This window comes from Paenibacillus sp. VMFN-D1, assembly GCF_003386155.1.
In the GTDB taxonomy this organism is placed as follows: Bacteria; Bacillota; Bacilli; order Paenibacillales; family Paenibacillaceae; genus Paenibacillus_AQ; species Paenibacillus_AQ favisporus.
In genome coordinates, this window is record NZ_QRDU01000001.1 from 2,543,329 (window position 1) to 2,567,501 (window position 24,173).

The window sequence follows — 24,173 nt, forward strand, 5'->3', positions numbered from 1 at the left end:
GAAATCGGCAGACTGGCAGTTTTAAACTTTATACTCTTCGAGAGCACGGACCAGCTTTGTTCTGACCGCTTCTCTTAGCTCTTCCGGTTGGAGCACGACCGCTTCAGCACCGAACGAAAAAAAATAATCAGCAAAGAATGGTATTTCGGACGGAAAGATACCCATTTCCAGTATGCCTGTGCCGTCCTTGGAACTTTGTACTTCTCCCCAAGGGAAAATCCAGCTCTTTTCTCGGAATAACTCAATCCCTTTTGCCGTTAGTTTCACTTTAACATCTACGCTTTCCCGTGTGCTGTAGAAATGAGGTCCCCAGTTCGTTAAATCCAACTCTGAAACATCCACTGTAGGCGATGACGCTTCGGCATCCGCCAAGACGGCTGACCCTATCCGATCTACCCGGAATAATCGGAAAGCTTTTCGGAAATAGCAGTAAGCCGGGCAAAACCAATATCCCTCATGGGCATATATACCGATGGGTTGAATCGTTCTTTCAGGGGTACCATTCTTTCGAATTCCATAATTGATTGTTACGGGCAACCTTCTAATGGACGCTTGGAGCAATAACTCAAGGTAGTCAGCACGTTCTGGGCGTGTATGCGTAAACAAGTCAATTCGGTTTCGCATCTCGTCGATCTGACTTTTCACATCTTCCGGTAAATACCTGTAAAATTTTCGAAGTGCAGATTTTGCAGATGCCTCGAAAGGCAGCGAGCTGAAGTGTCGAAGGGCATGGGAAGCAAAAAACATGGAGAATGCCTCATTTTCCGTAAATGAGATCGGTGGAAGGCTTCGCTCAGTCAGAACATGGTATCCGCCTCCTGCACCAACTTGAGAGTATAAAGGCACTCCCATTCCACTCAGCTCCTGCAAATCGCGCAGCATGGTTCGGGTAGACACACCAAATTCTTCGGCAAGCTCTTTGACGGTGAATTTCCGCTTTCGATTGACCGCCATCATCAATTCAATCAGGCGCCTCGACTTCCCCATAAATATTCACCCCCAAAAGATTATAGTGACAAGTTCTGTCACATTCATATTATACACTATGAATACGCCGGATCGTTGGGAGAGATTTACGGTAGAAATCGATATAAAAAAAGAAAAGGAGATTGTTCATATGTCTAGAGAACAACGTAAGAAATTGGATGAAATGCTGCGGCGTCCTAAGCCCGCCAAGCCGCAAACCGTCGAGGAGATGCGCGCGAGCTTCGCTGCCATGATGGCAACGATGTTAGTACCTGCGGGCGTGCGGACCACGCCGACGACCATTGGTCATCGGCCCGGTGTGATCGTTGACCCTGCACAGGACACCCGCCCAGGAATTATTCTTTATTTCCATGGCGGCTCGTATATTATGGGTTCCCCCTACACCGCTATGTCCCTTACCGCGAACCTGGTCGACAAGACCGGTATCCGGTCCGTCTCACTCGATTATCGCCTCGCCCCTGAACATCCGTTCCCTGCAGCTCTTGAGGATGCTCTCGCAGCCTATCGTGAGCTTCTGGACAATGGAGCCCAGGCATCGTCTATTGCGTTTGCCGGCGACTCCGCCGGCGGCGGTATTGCTGTCTCGACTTGCCTGATGGCACGGGACGCAGGTCTGCCGATGCCAGCAGCGGTAGTGACGTTCTCGCCGGGGCTCGATAAGACGCATTCCGGAGCAAGTATGGATAGCAAAATGGGGCTCGATCCGTTCTTCACTCGTGAGGGCTTTGCATTGACGGACGAGATGTACCTCGCAGGACAGGATCCGAATCATGAACTCATAAGCCCCGCCAGGTTCGCCGATCTTACCGGATTCCCACCGATCCTGCTGCAGGTCGGAACCAACGAGCTGCTTCTTGACGATTCCACGCAGTTAGTCGATCGTGCACGTGCAGCAGGCGTTGATGTCATCCTTGACGTTACCGCCGGCGTCCCGCATGTGTTCCAGGCGTTCACAGGTATTCTTGATGAAGCCGATCAAGCCCTGGACCGTGCTGCACTGTTCATCACACAGCATCTCAGATGTTGAATACACTTGTTTAAAGATTGGCTAATAAAAAAATGCTCCCTTATACGATAAGGAGAGCATTTTTTTATTTATTGCATTTCTTTTGTTGGCCCCATCACAGGCGGTACGGGTAAGCCTGCTTAATTCATGCCTGGCATCGACTGGATCCGGCTGTTTTGGAATGCCGCTATTTTCCATCCCTCTTTTTGTCTGATCACCACATTCGTATTAATTGAGCCTCTGTCGTTAGGGTCCTGCGCTGGATTAGGCAATTTGACCTCGCCGATCCCGTGAACAATCGCTATGTCCGGCGTTAAAAAACGCGGCCGCACTTCGTCCGTAAGCGTGGAATCCAATGTTGTGCCTTTGAGCGGACCCTGGAACAGCATGTGGTGAACCTCCGCAATCTCCTTTTTCCCTTTCAAGTGCTGGCCCATAAATGTCACGTAATCTGCGTCATCCGTAAAGCAATCGCCGTAAGCCGCTCCATCCCCCTTGTTCCAGGCCTCGCTCAACGACATAAACAGTTCCTTCATCAATTGAATATCTTTCGCTTGGTTTTCCATTCATCATCTTTCCCTTCGATTTGTTTATTCCGGTATATTTCCCGATCTCACTCCCGCTTCAAAGGAGGGCATGACATGGTCATACATCAGATGCAGGGTCATCCCGACGGCCGCGTGGTCTAAAATATGGCAGTGATCCATCCACATGCCCGGATTGTCGGCTATAAAGGCCACTTCATACATTTCGTCCGGATTAACGTTCAATGTATCGGTAACCCACGGTGTTGGAACTCTTTTGCCGTTTTTCTTCAAAACCGTCATCTGATGTCCGTGGAGGTGCATCGGATGCTCTGAGAGACTTTTGTTGATAAACGTCGTTTTGATTTTCTCGCCTTCTTTGACAACCAAAGTAGGCGTATGGGGATACACTTCTCCGTTAATGGTCCAAAGGTAATTCATTTTCCCGTTATAAAATCCGAGCCTGTTTCCCAATACCATCCTAAATTCCCGATCGAACCTGGTCACGGATGTCAGTTCTAAATCTGCCGGTTTCCCGTATTGAGACGGGTCAAACAAGCTCGATTCCGCTTTAAAGCTTATGGGGTCCGGCGGTAAATTCCCGTAAAAAACGACGCTCGGTCCCTCCATATAAGTGGAGTCGCCTAATTTGAGCAGTACGGGATGATTCGGCATCGTAAATGTGACGTCGTATCTCCCGCCCGCCGCAAGCCTGAATGCGGTTTGATCCGATAACCGATCCGGCTGCAGGATAGGAGTGCCATCAATGCTCGTGATCTTATATTCACTCCCCTGGAGCAAGTACTTTTGGGATTGATTGTTGGCGTTAATGAGCCTTAGTAATACGGTCTTTCCGGGCTTTACCTTCATTTTTTGCACACGGTCCTGGTCCTTGAAAGCCGTCTTCTCCCCCTGATCGGTGTTCCAATTATGATTAATAAGCGTCACTTCTTCATCGTAGCTGGCCGTCTCCTCTGATGGTTCGACGATAAAGGATCCGAACAGGCCGTTGCGTACTTGCTCTGCAGCCTGCTGGTGAGAGTGGAACCAATACGTCCCTGCTTGCTCGGCTCGAAACTTATACGTGAACGATTCCCCCGGGTTGACGACATTTTGGGTCATGCCCGGTACGCCGTCCATGGCGTTCGGCACGTTGTATCCATGCCAATGAATCGTCACACCTTTGTCGATATCCCGGTTCATCAGCTTCACTTCCACCATCTCTCCTTGCCTTGCGCGCAGCTCGGGGGCGACCTCGCCGTTATACGTCCAAGCTTCGATCTTGGCACCGGACGCAAGCGTAATTTCCCGTTTCTGCGCAACGAGCTCATAATGGATATCCGCAGGAGCGGAGATATCTCCCGTCAGTTTCGCTACTTCCACCATATTGGCATGATCAGCATGATCCTGATGACCCGTCATCATCGTCGGAGTGCCACCTCCTTCGTCGAGCCAGCGGTGATTCATCATATCCGATGCTTCCGGAAGCTTCGAGGCGTGAAAGTCCGACCAAGCCTGAACGGCCACCACCCCGATTGCTATAATGGCCGTCGTGAATCCCGCTAAGGCGAATTTCAACAACCTTTTCCATAAAGGAGCCACGGTAAATGTACCTTTCATGATCGCCTGATATCTTCTGATGACGATAAAGGATGGCACAACCAGAACGAAGAGATATAACGTGATCATCAGCACCGTCTCCAGCAGGCCGGGAAGGGTCGGCTGCGAGAAAATCGTATGAAAGGCGGCAATGCCGGATGCAAGAGCGGCCGCATAGATCGGAATCAGCAGCCTCGGATCGGTTGTTGTGATCATCGAATCTGAAGACGATTCGTCCGCAGTGGAAACCCGTAGTCTCCTTAATAAGGGAAGTGTATACAGGACCAAGGGAACGTAGCCAATCAACATGATGGGCAGTATCGTCTTGACAATGCCTTCAACGAACCACCATCCGCTTCTAACCCATAGGCTGATCATCAAAATGAACCATAAACAGGCTAACGCAAGGCCAATATAACTGATCCAAAGCAATAACGTTCTCCAGACCTTCCGTTGAAAAATACCTTTTACGTAAGGAAGCCCCGCGGCCGCCGTGCCGACGATCAACCATAGCGCCGTCACCGCGTAGGTTAACATCATACTTGTAATCGTTTCGAACATTACGTTGTTTCCTTTCCATCGGTAAATAACCTGACGTCTGACCACACAACATTGGGTTGGGAAGCAGCCTTCTTATGGATCTGCACCTGCGCTCTGCCCATGTTATTTACCGCCTGTAACGCGGATTTCTTCTCCATTGACAAAGCTGTTCGCCGTTGATCCCAAATAAATGATCAAATTCGCAACGTCATCCGGAGTGCCCAGCCTTCGCGTCGGAAACGATTGAGCATAATCTTCAAGCATCGGTTGCGGGAATGCGTGCGAGACCCATTCCGACAACGTGAGCTCAGGAATGACAACATTGGAGTAAATTCCATCCGAAGCCAGCTCCGCCGCCAAGGTACGGCTGAATCCGTGCAAAGCCGCTTTGGCCGTCAGGTTTGCGGTTTCGTTCGGTTTCCCGGCGTATACCAGGCTGGAAGAGACATGAATCAATCGTCCCCATCCCCCCTGCTTCATAAGCGGAACGGCCGCTTTCGTTGTCATATACGTTCCCTTGACGGTCTGATCGATAACGGAAAACCATTCCTCCGTCGCGCTCGCCTCTACCGCGGCTTCCTCTCCCCAAAAGACGGCGTTATTCACGAGCACATCCAACCGCCCCCTCTCCTTCTTCACTTGGTTGAAGGCCTGGGAAATGCTCTGCTCGTCATTTAAGGACATTTGGACGGCCTGACCCGAACCGCCTGACGCCTGAATATCGCTGATAGTTCGGTCCGCCTCGCTTCGGTTGCTTAAATAGGTGATGTAGACATGAGCCCCCTCCGCAGCGAACTTCTTTGCAGCCGCTCTGCCAATTCCACGCGAACCTCCCGTTATCACAGCCACTTTCCCCTGTAAACCATAATCCATCCTTAACATCCTCCATCATCAAACGACTTTTTTTGTAACCCCATCCCCATCTTCAAGCCTTTTATCGAAACGGTCCTGCCGATTCCATTCGGCTCATACGATAGGCACTCTCCCCTTTCGAGAAAATCTTGGATTTCTGTTGATCCTGGAGCGCTGTCAACATTAATCTCAATCGGTTAATTATCTTATTTTATTATTTATCTTAAATAATTAAGATAAATTCATATTATCTTGGAGGTTCCTTTGTGTCAAGAGGTAATTCATCCGAATTTTCCCTTATTCCGTCTTAACGAGCCATTCCTTACAGAAAATTTTTCAAAATAGCGCCAGCAAAACTTCTTATTCGTATCCCCAATAAAAATAGACCGCTTGCAGCGGTCCAGGTCGGTCGAAATCAGTTATTTAACGATTACGCATCAGCCCGAATGGCGGGATCTAGCCAAAGTCAACCCGGCAAGGACGATGCTGACCAGCCCCATTACAATGGCAATGATGGCTCCGGCCCGCCCGCTGCCGGTTCCGAAATCTCCGGTAAAAATGGTCAAATGCAGCAAGGCATAGGCTATAACAATCAGCCCCACCACCGCGGATACGATGGCCCCGCGCCTTCCACTGCCCTTACCGAATCGGCCTGCGGAGCGAGCCAAAGAAAGCCCGCCGAGGATCGCGCCGATCAAGCCCAACATCGCATCTAACGAAGCCCAGATTCGCCCAGGGGTAGCTTCTCCGTATCCGACATTACCATTGGCCGCTGCGGCGGAAACAACTGATGGAACAAGTAGAAAAACACAAAATATAGCGAACATCACCATTTTTATTTTCATTGACCAAAGCTCCTTTTTGTTTTTGATTCGTTCTTCACCACTGCCTTGTACACGACACGCGTTCTAACTGCGAGTGGTGAAAGATCGGCTGCTTCCACCGTACGATGCAGGGCTTCAGGTACACTGCGGTTTACGGGTAGATTACTCATCTTTGAATCCTCGCCTTCGTTAATTTAAGATTTTTGTTCTTATGCGACTATCGCTCTCATTGCACAGTCAGTGTAAACAATAAATGTCGAGAACTTATGCAGATCCGCCTCCGTTTGTATGGATTTATTCATGATCGTGTTAAAACACAGTATAATTTGGGGTAAGTGATGGAGCTCACCTACTCGAAGCAGACTAAACTGGAAAGATGGGATTCGAATGGAACCGAAGTTGTTGCTTGTGGAGGACGAACCGGGCATGCTTGAGGAGATGCAGACCTATTTGCATCGTGAGGGGTTTCGAGTATTGACCGCCCGTACCGGGAAAGAAGCGCTCATGATTGCCCGGTCTGAACGGCCAGATCTCATTGTGCTTGATTGGATGCTTCCGGAGAAAAGCGGCATCGACGTGTGCCGTGAAATCAGACAAACCTCGAATTGCGGCATTATTATGGTCACGGCCCGTTCGGATGAAACGGATAAAATCGTCGGTCTTGAAATCGGTGCGGACGATTATTTGACGAAACCATTCAGCTTGCGCGAGCTGTCTTCGCGAATCCGGGCGTTGCTTCGCCGCTTGCGTGGACCTGAAGACAAGCCAATACTGCTTGAAAGAGACAACCTGACCATTTCCGAGACCAAATGTCAGGTATTCAAGGATGGCCAGGAGATTCAACTGACACCGACCGAATTCAAAATTTTGCTCACATTGGCTGCGCGTCCCGGAATGGTTTTCAGCCGCCTGCAATTGTTAAAAGCCGCCCTCGCGGATGAATATATGGGATACGAGCGAACGATGGATTCCCACATCCGGAATCTTCGCCGCAAGCTGGGAGACGATTCGGCCAATCCCCGTTATATTCAAACGGTCTACGGTTTCGGTTACCGATTCGGTGAACAATCATGACGCTCACGGTTCGCCAAAAAATATTTGTCTGCATGGGACTGCTCGTTTTTATTATCGGAGGTGTTCATGCCGTTACCAAGCAGGCTTATATGGAGTCTTTGTTCGATCAATATCGCAAGGAAGAAATCAGTACAGCTTATTTGAACGCACCGCCCGGGGAACAAATTGAGCACTTGAAGACTTACGTTTCAGCAAAAATGCGGAAATACGAGCTTGGGAATTGGTTCTTTTTCATCGCAACCGGGCTGTTCGCCAGTTTATGGATTTCAGGGGTGCTCACGATCCCGCTTCGAAAGCTTGTTGCCGCGATCGAACGCGTTGCGCAGGGAGATCTGCACGTGAACGTTCCTGTAAAATCAAAGGACGAATACGGCAAAGTCATCCGGACATTCAATGACATGACGCTCCGTCTCCGGGAAGCCGAGGACGCCCGCAGGCGGTTGGTAGCGGATGTCGCTCATGAGCTGCGGACCCCGCTGTCGATCATGCAGCTCAAGCTAGAAAATGCTCAGCAGGCCGGTCAATCCGTTCCCCCGGAAATGCTGCTTAGACTCCATGACGAAGTGATCCGCTTAGGCCTGCTTGTGGAAGATCTTCATGTCTTGTCGCTGGCTGAGGCGGGCCGATTGGCGCTGGATTGCAAACCGCTCGATCTCTCAGCAAGACTTGAACAAATCGTGGACGATATGAACGTGGAGGCTGAGGAGAACGGGCTGGAAATGTGCTTCTCTTCAAACACAAGGCCGGTAACGGTGATGGCAGACGCGAGACGAATGACGCAGGTGTTCATCAATTTGTTGACGAATGCAGTTCGTTACACATCGGAAGGCGGAAAGATTTCGGTTGTCATTGAAGATCAAGTTTGGGATCAGAATGCACTTTATGTATGTGTCTCGGTGATAGACTCCGGTATCGGTATTCCAGCCGATGAATTGGCTCACCTGTTCGATCGTTTTTATCGTGTGGAAAAGGCCCGTTCGCGGCACACAGGCGGAACGGGCCTCGGATTATCGATTGCTCATCATTTAGTCCGGGCCCACGACGGGTTCATCCGCGTTGTGAGTGAACCCGGTCAAGGTACGACATTTATTGTTTTTTTGCCTGTGCATACTTGAATAAATATATCGCTCTTGTTCTATATCAAAATAGTGTCCACATTCGTGTTGTAATTAAAAGTTTGTCTTCAATCAGCAAGGGCTGCCCGTGGGAACGGACAGCCCTTGCATTTTTTTAACCGATTTACACCGTTTTCTGCTGTTTTGCCGAGGCTGCCTTTTGTTCCTTGCTGACGGTGACTCTGGCATTTCCCATGCTGGCCACCACGACCGCGGCGATGGCGATCGGAATCAGCGCAAACAGAAATACGCGGGAAATCGAATGGGACATGGCGTCCACAATGTTGTTGAGCACTTCCGCCGGAATTTTGGCGCGGTTGGCCGATTGGAAAATTTCCTGCGGACTGCCGACGTTGGCTATGGCCGAATTGGCCCCGCCGCCCATGCCTTTGAAGTTTTCGGCAAGCCGGTTCGTGAACAAATTGTTCTGAATGGTGCCGAAAATCGTGATCCCCATCGTCATGCCGAGCGACCGCAAAAACTGGTTGGTCGAGTTTGCGGTACCACGGAAGCGAGGCTCCAGGTTATGCTGGGATGCCGTCGGCAGCAGCGAGAACGAGAAGCCCATGCCGAAGCCGACGATGATCATGAAGATCGTCAGATATATCCGGGCGGTATCGGGGGTCAGCGTGCTGAGCAGATACATGCCGCCCAAATAGAAAATGACCGACATGATCATAAGGTTCCGGTAGCTTGTCTTGGTGGAGAAAATCCCGCCGATGGCGCTCCCGGCCACCGATCCCAGCATCATCGGCGTCAGGATCAACCCGGCGTTCGTAGCCGAACCGCCATACACCGCCTGAACGAAGATCGGGATATATACCGTCATGATGATAAAGGTTCCGCCGTACAAAAACGCGAGCAGCTGCGATGTCGCAAACAGCCGGCGTTTAAACAGGAAGAACGGCAATATCGGCTCCTTCGCTTTCAGCTCCACGAAGAAGATGATGATGAAGAATACCGCAAAGCTGGCAAACAGGGCAATAATCGGTGCGGAGTCCCACGCGTACTCCTTGCCGCCCAGCTCCAGTGCGAACATCAGGCTGATGACGGCAATTACGAGCGTCGATGCGCCCCACCAGTCGATTTTTTGCTTGTTATGGGATGGAGACTCTTTGTAACTGCGCAAAATGAAAATCAGGGACACGATGCCGATCGGCACGTTGATGTAGAATACCCACTCCCAGCCGGCGTATTCGGTGATATACGCGCCGAGCAGCGGACCCACCACGCTGGCCGATCCGAACACCGCTCCGAGCAGACCGGTCATTTTGCCCCGGTTCTCCGGCGGAAAAATATCGAAAATAATCGTAAACGCAATCGGCAGGAGCGCGCCTCCCCCGATCCCCTGAATCGCCCGGTACAAGCTCAGCTGTTCAATCGTCTGGGCCAGCCCGCATAGTGCGGATCCCAGCAAGAACACTGTTAAGCCGAAAATGAAAAAACGCTTCCTCCCGTACATGTCCGACAGCTTGCCGAAGATCGGCATGCCGGCCATCGTCGTCACCATATAGGCCGAGGTGACCCAGACGAATTTGTCCAGTCCCCCAAGATCGGATACGATCGTACCCATGGCCGTGGCGACAATGGTATTGTCAATGGCAGACATAAAAATGGCCAGCAGCAGCCCTGCTACGACCATTTTAATGTTGCTTTTCGTCGCTTCCATTGGTTATCTCCTTTACAATGTATTGTCCCTTCCGATAAAATGAAACCAAGTCATTATCTCGGAATTCAAGTATCTCGATCATCAAGATATTCAGATTCTAAGAGGAGGTCTTGCTTTTGTCAAGTCAAAATGCTGAGGACAACACATCACCTGAAGAACGGTTGGCTTCGCAAATGAGAAAGCTGGGAACAAGGACCGTCCTGTACCAACAGCATGTCGCCAGTTCCCTCGGTTTATCCAACACCGATTTAAAATCCGTAGATATATTGTGGGAAACCGGTCCGATTACGGCCGGAGAGCTCTCCAAAATTACGGGTCTCTCCACCGGCACCGTCACCGCCCTGATCGACCGTCTGGAGAAAGCGGGCTACGTGCGGAGAGAGCATGACCCGTCCGACAGACGCCGGGTCATGATCGTCCCCGACTATTTTGCCAGGGACGAAGTTCGCGAGACCTTCAAGCCGCTGCACGATTCCGTGGTCCGGCTCGGCTCGTCCTATACGGCGGAGCAGATCGAGCTGCTCATTGACTTTGCAGCCAAGGTCAGCGGCATCATGGAGGAGCAGATTCGCACGCTTGGCGGCGGACGCTCCAAATCGGCTGCAGAATAGCATGGCACGCAAAAAAGCACCCCACGCCTAAGACGTGAGGTGCTTCTCTTTGATTAAGTATAAAAATTCCGTACTGCTTATTTGAATACTTTAACGCGGTCTTCAAGCGGCTTGAATTCTTTCTCGCCCGGCTGAACTGTCGGTTTGCCGAAAGGCATTTGGGCGATCAGTTTCCAGCTCGCAGGAATGTTCCACTCTGCGGCAACCTTCTGGTCGATCAGCGGGTTGTAGTGCTGCAGGCTGGCGCCAAGACCTTCGGCTTCAAGCGCGGTCCAGATGACCAATTGGTGCATCGCCGAAGTATGATGGGACCATACCGGGAAGTTGTCTGCATAAGAAGGGAAGCTTGCTTGCAGTCCTTCAATGACTTCATAATCTTCGAAGAACAGGATCGTGCCGTATCCGGCGCGGAAAGCAGCCATTTTCTCAGCAGTCGGTGCAAAGCTGTCAGCCGGAACAACGGCTTTCAGCACGTTCTCCGTTACATTCCACAGCTTGTCATGCTGCTCGCCAAGCAGAACGACAACGCGTGTGCTTTGCGAGTTGAAAGAAGACGGCGTGTATTTCACCGCGTCGTTGACGATCTTCCTGAATTTTCTCGTCGGAGATCACCTGCTCCTTGCTGATTCCATATATGGAACGTCTGTTCTTGAGTGCATCAATAAACTGTTTAGACATTTTTATATCTTCCTCCTTTTTGTTACTTACTTACTTTTTTAGTATACATACACCCTCGCCCAATTACAATACCTTAATTTAAAGATTTTTAACTTGGTTGTCATCCCGGTCACGAACGTGACACAAATAACCCGCCAATCGCGGGTGAAGGCGGGTTACGGTCACATAATGTTCACATATTCGGATTTGAAACAGACTACTCCACGACGACGACCTCGGGTTCAGGAATGAAGCCGAATGCCTTGTCGACACCCTCCATAATCACATTCATCAAATATTTAATGTGCTCGGCGGTCGCATGGTCCGTGTTGATGATCATGTTCCCGTGGAAAGGGGAAATCATGGCGCCGCCGTATGCCTTCCCTTTCAATTCAAGCCGGTCGACCAAAGCGCCGACGGGAACGCCGTAATCGTAATTGTTTTTAAAGACGGATCCGCAGGAAGGATACTCGAAATGGCGCTTGCCGTTCCGGTACTCCTCAATCTGGGTCATCGGGGCGGGCAGATGGATTCCCCGGCTTTGGAGCGCCTTTGCCTCTTCAGCCATATACGAATAGAACGAAGACAGGGACGACATCCCCTCTTTGTCCTTCCAGCGGCTCAGCAGACGGTTCGCCTGCTGCGGATCCAATTGCTCCGGTACGGCCAGCATATCCGCGCCCAAAATTAGCCACGGATTCATCTGGAATATGGACTGCTTATAGCCATATTTGCACTGGCTGACGTCAATCGATTGAACGGACAAGGAAGGATCCTCCAGGTCCACATAATACACCGTTTTGATAATGTCGCTGATCTGCCGGTGGTTGTACTTGGCGTTCATGTAAATGCCGGCCCCCAGGCCGCCCGGCAGCAAGTAGGTAAACTCGTAACCCGGGATGTTATACATCAGGCCTGCGATCGACAGCATGGACATCGGCATCCCCGAGGAAATAAACCATTTGTCCGGGGTAATGTCCCAATAAACCAGCCTTTTCAAAGAAATGTACAGCGTATCCTTGCGCGGGTTGTCGGGAAACAGAAGATTAGAGCCCATCCCGCAGAAAAAATAGTCCAGCCCGTGGGTTCTGCATCCCTGCAGCAGCGTGATCAGTTCTTCGGCCGTTTCGGGCATGGCGAAGAAATTCGCTTCTCCGCCGATCTGATAAGACGAGTGGTTCGCAAGCGGTTCATTCCGCAAGCACAGATTTTCAAATGTCATCCGGTTATTAATCATCATGGCAAATTCTCACTTTCAACTTTCTTGTCTTTGCACGGTCCCTGGATCGGGAATCCGCGCCTCATAAGAAGCCTAACTAAATATACAGACCTATCTATTCTAATATATCGTCGGTCTTCGCGCCATGTGTCATTTTAAATATAGGAAGTATTGCGGGGAACCTCCCGGTTAATAATGGATCTAGATCCACGCCTTACTTGGAGGTTACTGTATGAAAGTACTTAAAGCCCGCTTGTCGCAAGGCTTCATGATGATCCTGCTGTCCATCGGGATGATGAACCATGTGTTTATCATTCCGTTTCTGCTGCAGAGCTCAGGCAGAGACGCGTGGATCTCGGTCTCCTTGTCCATTCTGCCGCTGACGGCCGTGACCGCTATGACGTATTATGTAGCCAAACGAATGGGAAACCGCTCCATCCACGAATGGCTGAGTCAAGAGTACGGCCTAATAGCGGCCGTTCTTCTGCGCATCATCATGAGCGTTTTTTTATACATGATTTGCTTCTATACGTTGTTTGATACGACCACTTGGGCCAAAATCACCTTTTTGACCGAAACGCCGATATCTGTAACAACCATAGTTATGCTGCTTTTATGCCTATATGCCGCGATCATGGGATTTAAACCCATTGCCATTTCCGCCGGAATTCTCCTGCCGTTCGTCGTCCTACTCGGATTTTTTATCATGACGGTCAATTTTCAAACCAAGGATTACAGCCAGCTGCTGCCGGTTCTGTCCAAAGGCTGGGGACCTGTATTTTCCGGACTGGCCAATTCATGTGCAGGTTCCTTTGAAATAATCATGTACCTGTTTCTCAAGCCAAAATTGGCGAAGGCCGCGAAAGCCTGGCAGTTATACGTTCTTGCCTTGGCCCTGACCGGGCTGACCATGGGGCCGCTGATCGGCGCTATCACGATCTTTGATCCGTATGAGGCGTCCAGGCAAATGTATCCGGCGTATGAGGAATGGCGCGTGGCCACCATTGGAAGATATGTCGCTCAGACCGACTTTTTCTCCATCTATCAATGGCTGTCGGGAGCCTTCATCCGGATTTCACTAGCCCTGTATTTTATCGTTGATGTTTGGAACATTAAAGAAAAGCTACCGCGAATTGGCGCATACGTTACCGTCGCTGGCTTGATTCTCCTTATAAGCCTGACCGGACTGAACGATACGAATTTCCTGAAAATTTTAAAACGTTTCTATTTCCCGTTTTCTGCCGCCTTCCTGGGGGCTTTAATCCTGATCTTGTTTGCTTTGGCTCTCATTTCATCCGGAAAGAAAGGAAAAGAACACCATGACAACTAGTACAGAGCAGCCTCAAGTCAGCCTGGCAGATATCGATATCCCGTTCCTCCAAAAGTATTATGAGCCATGCGGCGATGTGGTCCTTCATCCCTTTTATGTAGGGGAAGGAGACCTGAAGCAGTCCATCCTTCTGATTTATTGTGAAGGCATGACGGACGAGGTCCAAATCAACCAGTTCGTGCTCCCTAGGCTTGAACAGATGTACATGGAAACAGGATTCGTCAGCAAAGACAGCATTCGGGCCTATCAATCGCTGCCGCTGAAGGAAATGAAGACCCAAAATGTACTGTCCGAACTCGATACCCAGGTGTTTCAGGGAATGATGATCCTGTACTTCCAGCACATGAATACCTTCTACCAATTGAATGTCAGCAGCACCCCCTCCCGGTCTCCGGAGGAGTCTTCCACGGAATCTTCCATTAAGGGGCCCCAGGACGGATTTACCGAAAATTTAAGCATGAACCTCGCACTTGTCCGCAAGCGGCTTCGGACCCAGTCGTTATGCGTGGAAAAATTCGTCCTTTCCGAGCGGGGCCACACACAAATCGCGTTGATGTACATCCGGGATATCATTAACCAGGATATCGCGGATGAAATCAGGAAGAAGATTCAAAGTTTCAACGGGGACGCGATCATCGGCACCACACAAATCGAAGACCTCGTTCAGGGACGGCTCAAAAGCGTATTTCCGCTCACCGATTATGTCGGCAGGCCGGACTATGTCGCATCCAGCCTTTTGGCAGGCCGGTTCGTGATTATGTTCGACGGCTCTCCCATGGGAATTATCGCTCCCATCACGCTCTTCAGCCTGATCAAATCGCCGGAAGACTCCAACATGCCCTTTCACATCGTCTCGGTGCAAAGGTTTTTGCGGATTTCGGGCCTCTTCATTGCGATGTTCCTGCCTGGATTTTACGTGGCGCTGACCACCTTCAACCTCGAGCAGATTCCCACTCCGCTGCTGGCAACCATTATGAATTCCAGAATCGGACTTCCGTTCTCGATTCCGCTGGAATGCTTTTTGATGCTGTTCCTGTTCCAGGTGTTCCATGAAGCGGGCACCCGCCTCCCCAAACCGGTCGGCCAGACCGTAACGGTGGTCGGGGGTCTCATTGTCGGCGATGCGGCAATCCGGGCAGGAGTTACGTCTCCGACGATGGTTGTGGCGGTGGCCGTAACGATTATTGCTACCTTTACACTGGTCAATCAAATTCTTTCGGGAACGACGGCTATCATTAGGCTGTATGTTCTCCTGCTTTCTTCTTGCCTGGGCATGTTCGGATTTTTTATCGCGATGTTCTCCGTCCTGCTTCACTTGGCCAAGCTGGAAAACTTCGGGGTTCCTTATCTGGCTCCCGCTTCCCCCTTTATCGCCAAGGATTTCTGGGAAGGACTGTTCCGAAAGCCGGTCAAGCTGTTCAAGTACCGTCCGCGGGTGCTGCGGACGCAGGACGATACGCGCAAGGGAGATTAACGAATGAAAGCCATCATCGTTGTTCTGGTCTGTTCCCTGCTGTTGACCGGCTGCTGGGACTTGAAGGCGGTACAGGATATGAATATCGTGACGGCGCTCGGCATCGATTACAAAAAGGACCATTATGTCGTCTACGTCAAGCTGACCGATTTCTCCGCAGTCGGAACAAAGGAAGGCAGCGGGGATTCCAAACCTGCATCTACCTGGATCGGGATCGGTGAAGGCCCCACTGTGTTATTGGCCATCAACGATATTTACAGATCCGCCCAGCATCATACGCTGTGGACGCATGTTAAAGCGATCGTTATGACGAAATCCGCGCTGGGAAAGCTTGAGGATATTTTCGACAGCCTCCTGCGTTCCAGAGAACTGCGGTATACATCCTGGGTGTACGGAACCGATAAACCGATCGAGTCGATATTCATGGCAGATACGACGCTGAATCAGTCTCCGCTGATGCTCGAAATGTTTGAACCTAAGGAAACCTATAAGCAGCGATCCGCGATCATGCCGATTCAGCTGCAAAAATTAGTCAACAGCATCCGGGAGCCTGCAACCAGCGTGCTGCTTCCCGTCCTGTCCGTAACGGACCGGAAATGGATGGCCAACCAAAAGGATAAAACCCCCTCCATGATGGAGCTCACAGGCGTGTATGTCATCAACAAAGGAGCGAATGAGGGACGGGTCGCAGAGGAGGACATGATGGGCGCCAGATTGATCCGGTACAGCCATATGTTAAGATATCCGTTCAGCATTCCCGAAAAACACGGCCAGAACAGCACGTTGAATTTGACTGGGCCGCATACGAAAATCTCGTTGGCCTCAGATACGTCTGACCGCTTAAACATAAATATCAACCTTACGCTTAATGCCACTGTATTAGAAACGCATACCCAGGCAGGGATGTCGGAACATAAGATGGAGCAAATGGCCCAGTCGATCTTGGAAAAGGACATCATGAAGGAGTTTAAAGATGCGAAAGATAAAAATATCGACTTGTTTGGTCTTGAGGAGTGGTTATACCGCCATCATCATGATAGCTGGAAACGATACGTCTCCAGGGGACCGATCCTTCCCAAAATAAATATTAAGGATGTGAACGTAAAAGTCATCATTAAGCATTCCAACACCTATATCACCGGATGAAATACATGGTACACCGATCCCCCTGCGCATCAAGAAGGCGTAGGGGGATCGGTGTTTTTATCGGATCAGGGTCAGGCTCTCGGCTTCCCTCCACTTTACACACGGCTCCGATCAGGATAAGGTTATATATTGAAGCTGCAATATACGGCCTGTAAACTATACGATAAGAAGGTACGCACATGAATTCACCAACAACCAATCACTCCCGGGTGCTGATCATGACGGCCGTCGAGGCCGAGCGGGAAGCGGTTCTTCGCGGACTCGGCAGCCCGGATTTTATCGATGTCGAGCTGGCCGGCGTCGGACCGGCCTCCGCCGCCGCCCGTACGGCTCGCGTTCTGGCCGGTAATGAATACGGCCTCGTCATCAGCGCCGGCATCGGCGGTGGGTTTACGGATCGGGCCGGCATCGGCTCGATCGTCATTGCCGATCAGCTGATCGCGGCTGATCTTGGCGCGGAGACGCCGGACGGCTTTCTCAGCGTGGACGAGCTTGGGTTCGGCTCTTCCCGCCTCGAGCCGGATCTTCCTCTCGTCCGCCGCCTCGAGGAAGCCATGGCTACCGCCGGACTGGCGGTTCGCAGCGGTGCCGTCCTGACGGTCACGACCGGGACCGGCTCGGCGCGAACCGCCGCCGCGTTAAGGCAGCGGTACGAGGACGCTGCCGCGGAAGCGATGGAAGGCTTCGGCGTGGCTGAAGCCGCCCGGCTGTTCGGACTCCCCTGCCTGGAAATCCGTACGATATCGAATGCCATCGGTCCCCGGGACCGTTCCGCCTGGCGGATGAAAGAAGCTTTCGAAGCACTTGAAGCAGCAAGCTCAATCTTAGTGGAGGTATTAAAACGATGAAAATTGCATTTTCCCCTTGTCCCAACGACACTTTTGTCTTCCATGCTGCGGCGCACGGCCTCATTCCCGCCGCACCGGAGCTGGAAGTCACCTATGCGGATATTGATATTACGAATAACCTGGCATCGAACCCGGGCAGCGACCTGGACGTGCTTAAAATTTCTTATGCCGCCCTGCCATGGGTTTTGGACGAATACGCCCTCATTCCATGCGGCGGTGCCTTGGGCCGCGGCTGCGGACCGCTTGTACTTACCAAAGGCGGCCAAGCCGACCCTTCGGAACTTAGCGGACGCCGGGTTGCCGTTCCGAGTGAAAAATCGACAGCCTACCTGCTCTTCCGCCTGTGGGCCGCCCAGAACGTACCCGGAGGGATTGGCGAAATCGTGGTCATGCCGTTCGACCAAATCATGCCCGCCGTCCGCGACGGCTTGATTGACGCGGGGCTGGTCATTCACGAAGCCAGATTCACGTATCCGTCCTACGGCTTATCCTTGATGACGGATCTTGGCAGCTGGTGGGAAAGCGACACCGGCCTGCCGATACCGCTCGGCGCGATCATTGCCAAGCGCTCCCTCGACCTGGATGCGATCGAAGACTGGATCCGCCAGTCCGTCGAATACGCCTGGGCGCATCCCGAAGCTTCCCGGGAATACGTGCTGAGCCATGCCCAGGAGCTGGATCCAGACGTTGCCCAGCAGCATATTGATCTGTATGTCAACGACTTTACGCGCAACCTCGGGGACGACGGATACGCCGCGATCACTTCGCTGCTGACCCGGGCGGCCGGAGAAGGCCTGGTTCCTCCGATTGATCCGGAAGCGCTGCGCAAATAAGCGGATGATCGTAACAAAAACCTATCAAATCATACAGCATAAAAACCCGCCTTCTGGAAGGCGGGTTTTATCTATGTCAGGCATTTTAAAAACAACGAATTGTTTTTTTTAAGGAACGATCAATAATTCCGTTGCGACTGTATCCACAGAACTTCCCCCGACCATGATCCTCACCCGGCAGGGCTGTGCCTTAAACTGCATGTCCTGATTCCAAAAAGCCAACTCCTCATGACCAAGTTTGAAGACAACGCTCTGCTGTTCCCCTGATGCCAATTCGACCTTCCGGAATCCCTTGAGTTCGGCGATCCTCCGGCTAATTCCAGATTCCCGCACTTGAATATATAATTGGACCGTTTCGGCGCCGCTGCGTGGCCCGGCATTAACAATCCCGACTGTTATGCTTACCTGTCCTCCAGCTTCCAACTCGCTCACCTTGATACGGTCGGTGGAAAGGGCCACATCCCCGTATTCAAATGTCGTGTAGCTAAGCCCATAACCGAAAGGATATAGGGGAGAAGAAGGCATATCAACGTAATGACGCGGTCTTCCCGGGTCCTTCTGATTATAGTAAACGGGCAGCTGATCCGCGGAACGGGGCATCGAAACCGGCAGTTTTCCGCTTGGATTCACCTTCCCGAACAGAATCTCTGCAATCGCCTGTCCCCCTTCCGTTCCGGGATACCACCCGCATAATATCGCATCGCAGTGCGCCTCAATACCGGTTAATGCATGAGGGCGGCCTTGAATCATGACGGCAACGATCGGTACGCCCGTGGCGGCGATACGCTCAACCAACTGTTCCTGAACGCCACCAAGAGATAGACTGGCCAAATCAACGCCTTCGCCGCAGTCCATTTCGGAGGGACTTCCTTCTCCCACGATGGCTTCACCATTGCTGTCAAAGGCCCCGTTAAACTGACGGGCGCTGCTTCCACCGAGCACCAACACGGCAACATCCGCCTCCCGGGCGGCGGCTACAGCTTCCTTAAAGCCTGCTGTTGATCCGTCCCGGATTCCACAGCCAAGCGCAAAGACCACTTCGGTCCCTTCCGGTGCGCCCGTTCGAATGCCTTGTAGAACGGTCGTCCCTTTCCCTTCCCGCTGCACGCTCGTATAATCTCCCAATTGGTTGTACAAGCGATCGGCGTTTGGACCGATGACTGCGATTTTCCGCTTCTCCCCTTTCGGAATGTTCAGCGGCAGCAGCTGATTTGTATTTTTAAGCAGGACGATGGACTCCCGTGCCAGCTGAAGATTGGTTTCCCGCGCTGCCGGCGCGCCTACTGCCGAAATAGCCCGGGTCTCATCTGCATATGGGCGGTCAAACAGTCCGAGCCGGAACTTGAGGCGAAGCACCCGGCTTACTGCACGATCGATGGTTTGTTCGGACACCAACCCCTGGCTCACCGCCTTTTCCAGAGTGGAAAAAGCAGTGTCCCATAAGCTCAGATCAACGCCTGCAGACAATGCGAGGGCGGCAGCGGACTCATGGCTCCCCGCCAACGCTACAAGCCTGTCCACGGCGACGCCGTCGGCCATGACGATCCCTTCAAATCCCCATTCCTCCCGAAGGATGCCTGTTAATAGGGCATGATTGGCATGACAGGGAATCCCGTCGATTTCATTATAGGCAGCCATAAAGCCCGCTGCTCCCGCCTTTGCCCCAGCATTGGCGCCAGGCAGATGAATCTCTCTCAGCTCCCGTTCGCCGATCGCCGCAGGCCCGGCGTTCCGCCCGCCTTGCGCAGTCCCTTGGGCACAGAGATGCTTAAGCACGACAGCCACTTTGTCTGAATTCGCCAGCATTTCGGGCGTAGTCCCCTGCATCCCCCGTACGGCCGATTCCGTAAACCGCGCAGCCAGATAAGGATCTTCACTGAAGCATTCTTCGGAACGCCCCCAGCGCGGGTCATGCAATATGTCAAGAGCCGAAACAAGTCCAATATGGGCTCCCCTGCTCCGGATCTCTGCCGCGATGTATGAACTGGCGCGCTGCATCAGATCCGGATTCCAGGTAGCGCCTACACCCAGGTTGACCGGAAACAGCGTTCCGTCCAATGCTTGGTGCCCATGAGGGCACTCTTCTGTCAGCAGTACCGGTATCCCGAGGCGCGTATTTTCGACGACATAACGCTGAACCTTGTTGGCGGCTTCCGCGCTTTTCTCTGTCTGGATTCCGTTCCCATAATGAACGCCAGACCAAGGATCGCTGCGGAACAATCCGTACAGCGCACCCATTCCTCCGCCGCGGGCGACCTCCTCTTTAAAGGCATCGGTCAGCGTAATCTCTTCGCCTGTCCGGACATAAGCGTCCCATCCATACATCCGCTGATTCAGCTGCCCTACTTTTTCCTGCAGCGTCATCCGCTCGATCAAATCTTGGACCCTTTCCTCGATCGAATAACCGGGCTGCCTATATTTCTCCATCCTTAAGTCTCCTTCCGATATCTCCTTCGCTACTCTCCCTCAGCCTTTTTACCGGCCATCAACCCGCGGTATTCCTTCGGAGTCATTCCCGTATACGTCTTGAAAACCGATACAAAATATTTATACTCCTTGTACCCCGCCTGGTCTGCAATCTCGAATACTTTATCATGGGTCGTCGCAAGGAGCTTCTTGGCATGGTTAATCCGTTTCTCGTTCATATACTCGGTGAAGCCCTTGCCCGTACTCTGCTTAAATATATAACTGAAATGGCTTGGCGTGATTTTCAGCCAGGAGGCAACCTCAGAAGCCTTTAAATCCATCCTGAATTGATCATCCATGTACCTCTTCGCTTTCTCGATAATCCAGTAAGACTTATCAAGTCCGCTTACGTTAACTTGGTGCTGCAGTTCTAACATCTCGTCCAGCACTAGCTTTCGAAGGGAATGATAAGAATTGTAAATGCTCAAGTCGGCAGCCGCCTTGAACCCGGCATCCATATCCGGCATCCCGCTTCGGCGCAGCTGCTGGCGCAGCAGTACCCATAATTCTTCATAAATATGAAGGATATCCTCCAGTAAAAGTCCATTCTCCCGAAAAACGGCAAACATATCGGAGATAAATGCACCCAGTTCTTCAGGATCCTGTTTAAAAAGCCTGCTGACCAGCTCCCGGACAGCCGTCACTGTGTCATAGTTTGGAATCACCCTCTGCATCTCCATGGCTTCCCGGTATTCAGGAAGCAGCAGCTGCTGTCCTTCCAGAACATAATACGGCAGCAGGCTGACCGCTTCCGTGCAAGCGGATGCAGCAAGCTCAAGCGTATTAAAAGATGCCGAAACGCCAAGGTAAACGGTACCTATTTCTTCAAGGCATGCAATCATACCGCTTAGCAGTTCATCCCAGATCGGACGCTCCCGAGGGGGTTTCACCACGATCAGCGAAATCATCAAATTTTCGTTCTTCAGAACGGATACCGATTCCAGGCAATGATCGTCTTCAACCGGACGATGTATTGCCTTAATCCACCGGTTTTGGAGCGCTTCCAATTCATCTGACGCCGTTCCGCCAAACCGGGTATGATAATCGGCGATCTGCGAAGCGACAATACGATACTCCGTCCCCTGCAGGCAGGCGGGTATTTTTCCGGATGTTAAACCGCTTCTGACAAGACCTGCAAACCAAAGTCTCGCTTCCTGCAGTCCCATATCCTCCTGTCGGTCGACCCGGCTGACAACTCCCTTCACGACGGCTGTCAGCTCATCGATATCTACCGGCTTCAGCAAATAATCCGTCACCCCGAGCCGCATCGCCTGGCGCGCGTAATCAAAATCCTCATAGCCGCTGACCAGAATCATGCACACCTCCGGAAAGAGGACCTTCAACCGTTCAGCAAGCTGAAGCCCATCCATGCCGTCCATGCGGATATCTGAAAGAACGAGATCTACGCCGCCGCTTTCGGCGATTCGCTGCAGCGCCTCTCTGCCATCTTCCGCTTCTCCGACAACTTCGACGCCATAATCTGCCCAATCGATCGTATGATGAAGTCCTTCGCGAATCACGGCTTCATCATCGACGATGAGCATCCTGATTTTTCTGGACTGTTCCGGGTTAACCGTCATTTTCATCCACCGCCAGGCTAAGCCGTATGTCAGCATCGGGAATCCGGAGCCGCACCCAAGTCCCGTCCGTAGAAGTCTGAACGATTTGCAGCCCGAACCCTTCACCGAAATAGATCGAAAGTCTATCGTGTATGTTCATCATGGCGCCCCCCCTGTTGACGTCCGCCCCCGCATGTTCCAGCGCGGCCTGAACTTCTTCTTTACGTTCCGGCTCCATTCCCGACCCATTGTCAACGACATCGATCCAGATTTCGCCGGCGTTTTTGTAGCATTTCACATGTACGATATACCGCGGCTTATTTTTGTCCAAACCGTGTTTGATAAAGTTCTCCACCAAGGGCTGAATGGTCGCTTTCAGAATCGGCACCTGCTCGATCCCAGCCTCCATGAACAGCGCATACTGAAGCTTGTCACCAAGGCGATTCTGCTGCAAAAACAAATACGACCGCACGAACTCCATTTCTTTGTAGAGGGTCGTCTCGTAGTTCCCGTTGTCGATGCTGCTGCGGAAAAACTTCGAGAGCATCTCAATCAGCTGGCTCGATTTCGACGCTTTTTCCAGCCTAGCCGTCCAGCGGATCATATCAAGCGTATTATACAAAAAATGGGGGTCCATCTGGTTCTGCATAAGCTTTAATTCCGACTCCCGCTGACGAAGCTCGAGCTTATATTTATGCTCAATCAATTCCTTAATCGTGACCACCATTTCATTGAATTTACGGTTGAGCTCAGCAATTTCGTCATGGGAATTGACCGGAACCCGAGCGTTATAATCGCCGTAGGTCACGCGGTTCGTCTCCTTTTTCAGCCGGAGAATCGGACGGATAATCGTATAATGGAACCCGATGAGCGCCGTGAGTCCGAGAAGCTGTATCACGGCGATAATGAAGATCATCAATATTTTGACGCTCCGGAATTCCTGATTCACCTTCACTTCCGGAATCATCGAGATGATCGTCCAGTCCGTATTTTCGATCCGGTTATAAAGCGTCAGATACCGCTTGTCCTCTATTTTCGCCGTAATAAAGCCATCTTTGCTGCTCTCAAGCTCATTCATCAGCGCGTTGTCCGGCACATAGGCATCCGGCAAATGATGCTTCGATTCCATAATCATCTGCCCCTGATCCCCAACGATGAACACGCTGCCGCTTCCCTCCTCGAAAATCCCTTTTTCCAGAAGCTCCACAATGCTCGCCTCATCCAGACGAATGATCAGGCTGCCCAGAGGTTTAGTAATTTCGCTGTACGAATTAAGCAAACGAAACAAGGACAGCACGCGGACACGTCCGTTCCATCCGCTGTTCAGCTCATATCCTTCCGTCCAGACGATCCCACCCTTCCGCTGCCTGGCCAGTTCCATCCACCGCGACTCGTCCCCGTAGAACGGTTCTCCCATGCCGATAAAACTCCCGTTCAATCCGGAAATTTCAATCGAACGGATGTAGCTCTTCGACATCAGCTGGAACGTCAGAAAGTCTTCAATCTTCCGCTTGAGATCCGTCTTCTGATCGCTCGTGAGCGGAGGGCTGCTTCTTAGAAAAGTCCTCATATCCGGGCTGAGAATCAAATAATTGGCAATGTCCTTCACCATCGCGGTCTGTTCTTCAAGCTGGTTCGTTACATTGTCCAAATTGCGTTTGGTCGAGTTGATAAAGCGCTCTTCCAGGATCTGATTAAATTTATGCTGAACGACGACCCCAACGCCGAGAGTCGGCAAAAGGACGAACAGCAAAAATATGACAAGCGCCTTCTTTTTCAAGCTGAAATTGCCTAGATGCCTTCTGAAGCTTGTCTTCATGCGATCTTCTCCTTCAGGCTG

General features: G+C 51.6%; 19 protein-coding genes and 1 pseudogene. 9 read left to right on the plus strand and 11 right to left on the minus strand.

The genetic code is table 11. The features are described 5' to 3' along the window. Window positions 1–21: 21 nt before the first annotated feature. Window positions 22–987, minus strand: coding sequence for a helix-turn-helix transcriptional regulator (locus C7820_RS11630; protein WP_116231059.1), 966 nt, complete (start codon window positions 985–987; stop codon window positions 22–24). 130 nt (window positions 988–1,117) lie between these two features. Here C7820_RS11630 and C7820_RS11635 point away from each other — a divergent pair, with 130 nt between their 5' ends. Then, on the plus strand, window positions 1,118–2,014 hold the full coding sequence (locus C7820_RS11635) for an alpha/beta hydrolase (RefSeq protein WP_116231060.1): 897 nt from the start codon (window positions 1,118–1,120) through the stop codon (window positions 2,012–2,014). Window positions 2,015–2,133: 119 nt separating this feature from the next. Here C7820_RS11635 and C7820_RS11640 read toward each other — a convergent pair whose 3' ends face one another. The 4 genes from C7820_RS11640 to C7820_RS11655 all read right to left on the minus strand — a co-directional run bounded on the left by C7820_RS11640 (window position 2,134) and on the right by C7820_RS11655 (window position 6,353). After that, entirely contained in the window at window positions 2,134–2,559 is a 426-nt protein-coding gene (locus tag C7820_RS11640; RefSeq protein ID WP_116231061.1) for an SgcJ/EcaC family oxidoreductase, read from the minus strand. A gap of 24 nt (window positions 2,560–2,583) precedes the next feature. Further along, a complete protein-coding gene (locus C7820_RS11645; RefSeq protein WP_116231062.1) occupies window positions 2,584–4,677 on the minus strand; it encodes a multicopper oxidase domain-containing protein in 2,094 nt (697 codons plus the stop codon). Between the two features lie 102 nt (window positions 4,678–4,779). Continuing rightward, entirely contained in the window at window positions 4,780–5,529 is a 750-nt protein-coding gene (locus tag C7820_RS11650; RefSeq protein ID WP_181909003.1) for an SDR family NAD(P)-dependent oxidoreductase, read from the minus strand. 416 nt (window positions 5,530–5,945) lie between these two features. Beyond that, a complete protein-coding gene (locus C7820_RS11655; protein ID WP_116231064.1) occupies window positions 5,946–6,353 on the minus strand; it encodes a DUF6223 family protein in 408 nt (135 codons plus the stop codon). A gap of 366 nt (window positions 6,354–6,719) precedes the next feature. Here C7820_RS11655 and C7820_RS11660 point away from each other — a divergent pair, with 366 nt between their 5' ends. Both C7820_RS11660 and C7820_RS11665 read left to right on the plus strand, forming a co-directional pair. Next, window positions 6,720–7,406, plus strand: a complete 687-nt coding sequence (locus tag C7820_RS11660; RefSeq protein WP_105443474.1) for a response regulator transcription factor — start codon at window positions 6,720–6,722, stop codon at window positions 7,404–7,406. Further along, complete coding sequence (locus C7820_RS11665) at window positions 7,403–8,521, plus strand: sensor histidine kinase (protein ID WP_116231065.1); 1,119 nt, start codon at window positions 7,403–7,405, stop codon at window positions 8,519–8,521. The genes C7820_RS11660 and C7820_RS11665 overlap by 4 nt, the downstream gene beginning before the upstream one ends. Window positions 8,522–8,645: 124 nt before the next feature. Here the strand turns inward: C7820_RS11665 and C7820_RS11670 are convergent, their stop codons facing one another. After that, window positions 8,646–10,190: an MDR family MFS transporter gene (locus tag C7820_RS11670; RefSeq protein WP_116231066.1), complete on the minus strand. Its 1,545-nt coding sequence runs from the start codon at window positions 10,188–10,190 to the stop codon at window positions 8,646–8,648. Between the two features lie 173 nt (window positions 10,191–10,363). Between C7820_RS11670 and C7820_RS11675 the strand changes: the two genes are divergently transcribed. Next, entirely contained in the window at window positions 10,364–10,801 is a 438-nt protein-coding gene (locus tag C7820_RS11675; RefSeq protein ID WP_116231741.1) for a MarR family winged helix-turn-helix transcriptional regulator, read from the plus strand. A gap of 77 nt (window positions 10,802–10,878) precedes the next feature. Here C7820_RS11675 and C7820_RS11680 read toward each other — a convergent pair. Next, window positions 10,879–11,479: pseudogene (locus tag C7820_RS11680) on the minus strand (nitroreductase family protein). Between the two features lie 196 nt (window positions 11,480–11,675). Further along, on the minus strand, window positions 11,676–12,698 hold the full coding sequence (locus tag C7820_RS11685; protein WP_258875214.1) for a UDP-N-acetylmuramate dehydrogenase: 1,023 nt from the start codon (window positions 12,696–12,698) through the stop codon (window positions 11,676–11,678). A gap of 211 nt (window positions 12,699–12,909) precedes the next feature. Here C7820_RS11685 and C7820_RS11690 point away from each other — a divergent pair, with 211 nt between their 5' ends. The 5 genes from C7820_RS11690 (at window position 12,910) to C7820_RS11710 (ending at window position 18,308) form a co-directional block, all read left to right on the plus strand. Then, window positions 12,910–14,007, plus strand: coding sequence for an endospore germination permease (locus C7820_RS11690; RefSeq protein ID WP_116231067.1), 1,098 nt, complete (start codon window positions 12,910–12,912; stop codon window positions 14,005–14,007). Further along, window positions 13,997–15,481 carry a spore germination protein gene (locus tag C7820_RS11695; protein WP_116231068.1) on the plus strand — a complete coding sequence of 495 codons (1,485 nt, stop codon included), beginning with the start codon at window positions 13,997–13,999 and terminating at the stop codon, window positions 15,479–15,481. The genes C7820_RS11690 and C7820_RS11695 overlap by 11 nt, the downstream gene beginning before the upstream one ends. 3 nt (window positions 15,482–15,484) lie before the next feature. Beyond that, on the plus strand, window positions 15,485–16,627 hold the full coding sequence (locus C7820_RS11700) for a Ger(x)C family spore germination protein (protein WP_116231069.1): 1,143 nt from the start codon (window positions 15,485–15,487) through the stop codon (window positions 16,625–16,627). A gap of 179 nt (window positions 16,628–16,806) precedes the next feature. Then, entirely contained in the window at window positions 16,807–17,475 is a 669-nt protein-coding gene (locus C7820_RS11705; RefSeq protein WP_116231070.1) for a futalosine hydrolase, read from the plus strand. Further along, entirely contained in the window at window positions 17,472–18,308 is an 837-nt protein-coding gene (locus C7820_RS11710; protein WP_089546679.1) for a 1,4-dihydroxy-6-naphtoate synthase, read from the plus strand. Before C7820_RS11705 ends, C7820_RS11710 begins: the two co-directional genes overlap by 4 nt. Window positions 18,309–18,416: 108 nt before the next feature. Here C7820_RS11710 and C7820_RS11715 read toward each other — a convergent pair whose 3' ends face one another. Genes C7820_RS11715 through C7820_RS11725 form a run of 3 tightly spaced genes read right to left on the minus strand, consistent with a single transcriptional unit; the run spans window position 18,417 to window position 24,152 of the window. Continuing rightward, window positions 18,417–20,735, minus strand: coding sequence for a glycoside hydrolase family 3 N-terminal domain-containing protein (locus tag C7820_RS11715; protein ID WP_116231071.1), 2,319 nt, complete (start codon window positions 20,733–20,735; stop codon window positions 18,417–18,419). Window positions 20,736–20,764: 29 nt separating this feature from the next. After that, window positions 20,765–22,354 carry a response regulator gene (locus tag C7820_RS11720; RefSeq protein ID WP_181909004.1) on the minus strand — a complete coding sequence of 530 codons (1,590 nt, stop codon included), beginning with the start codon at window positions 22,352–22,354 and terminating at the stop codon, window positions 20,765–20,767. Then, complete coding sequence (locus tag C7820_RS11725) at window positions 22,344–24,152, minus strand: cache domain-containing sensor histidine kinase (RefSeq protein ID WP_116231073.1); 1,809 nt, start codon at window positions 24,150–24,152, stop codon at window positions 22,344–22,346. Before C7820_RS11725 ends, C7820_RS11720 begins: the two co-directional genes overlap by 11 nt. Window positions 24,153–24,173 lie beyond the last annotated feature (21 nt).

Coding starts and splice junctions, on each gene's coding strand:
- C7820_RS11630 (WP_116231059.1), bottom strand. CDS start 987: ATGGGGAAGTCGAGGCGCCTGATTGAATTGATGATGGCGGTCAATCGA.
- C7820_RS11635 (WP_116231060.1), top strand. CDS start 1,118: ATGTCTAGAGAACAACGTAAGAAATTGGATGAAATGCTGCGGCGTCCT.
- C7820_RS11640 (WP_116231061.1), bottom strand. CDS start 2,559: ATGGAAAACCAAGCGAAAGATATTCAATTGATGAAGGAACTGTTTATG.
- C7820_RS11645 (WP_116231062.1), bottom strand. CDS start 4,677: ATGTTCGAAACGATTACAAGTATGATGTTAACCTACGCGGTGACGGCG.
- C7820_RS11650 (WP_181909003.1), bottom strand. CDS start 5,529: ATGGATTATGGTTTACAGGGGAAAGTGGCTGTGATAACGGGAGGTTCG.
- C7820_RS11655 (WP_116231064.1), bottom strand. CDS start 6,353: ATGAAAATAAAAATGGTGATGTTCGCTATATTTTGTGTTTTTCTACTT.
- C7820_RS11660 (WP_105443474.1), top strand. CDS start 6,720: ATGGAACCGAAGTTGTTGCTTGTGGAGGACGAACCGGGCATGCTTGAG.
- C7820_RS11665 (WP_116231065.1), top strand. CDS start 7,403: ATGACGCTCACGGTTCGCCAAAAAATATTTGTCTGCATGGGACTGCTC.
- C7820_RS11670 (WP_116231066.1), bottom strand. CDS start 10,190: ATGGAAGCGACGAAAAGCAACATTAAAATGGTCGTAGCAGGGCTGCTG.
- C7820_RS11675 (WP_116231741.1), top strand. CDS start 10,364: ATGAGAAAGCTGGGAACAAGGACCGTCCTGTACCAACAGCATGTCGCC.
- C7820_RS11685 (WP_258875214.1), bottom strand. CDS start 12,698: ATGATGATTAATAACCGGATGACATTTGAAAATCTGTGCTTGCGGAAT.
- C7820_RS11690 (WP_116231067.1), top strand. CDS start 12,910: ATGAAAGTACTTAAAGCCCGCTTGTCGCAAGGCTTCATGATGATCCTG.
- C7820_RS11695 (WP_116231068.1), top strand. CDS start 13,997: ATGACAACTAGTACAGAGCAGCCTCAAGTCAGCCTGGCAGATATCGAT.
- C7820_RS11700 (WP_116231069.1), top strand. CDS start 15,485: ATGAAAGCCATCATCGTTGTTCTGGTCTGTTCCCTGCTGTTGACCGGC.
- C7820_RS11705 (WP_116231070.1), top strand. CDS start 16,807: ATGAATTCACCAACAACCAATCACTCCCGGGTGCTGATCATGACGGCC.
- C7820_RS11710 (WP_089546679.1), top strand. CDS start 17,472: ATGAAAATTGCATTTTCCCCTTGTCCCAACGACACTTTTGTCTTCCAT.
- C7820_RS11715 (WP_116231071.1), bottom strand. CDS start 20,735: ATGGAGAAATATAGGCAGCCCGGTTATTCGATCGAGGAAAGGGTCCAA.
- C7820_RS11720 (WP_181909004.1), bottom strand. CDS start 22,354: ATGACGGTTAACCCGGAACAGTCCAGAAAAATCAGGATGCTCATCGTC.
- C7820_RS11725 (WP_116231073.1), bottom strand. CDS start 24,152: ATGAAGACAAGCTTCAGAAGGCATCTAGGCAATTTCAGCTTGAAAAAG.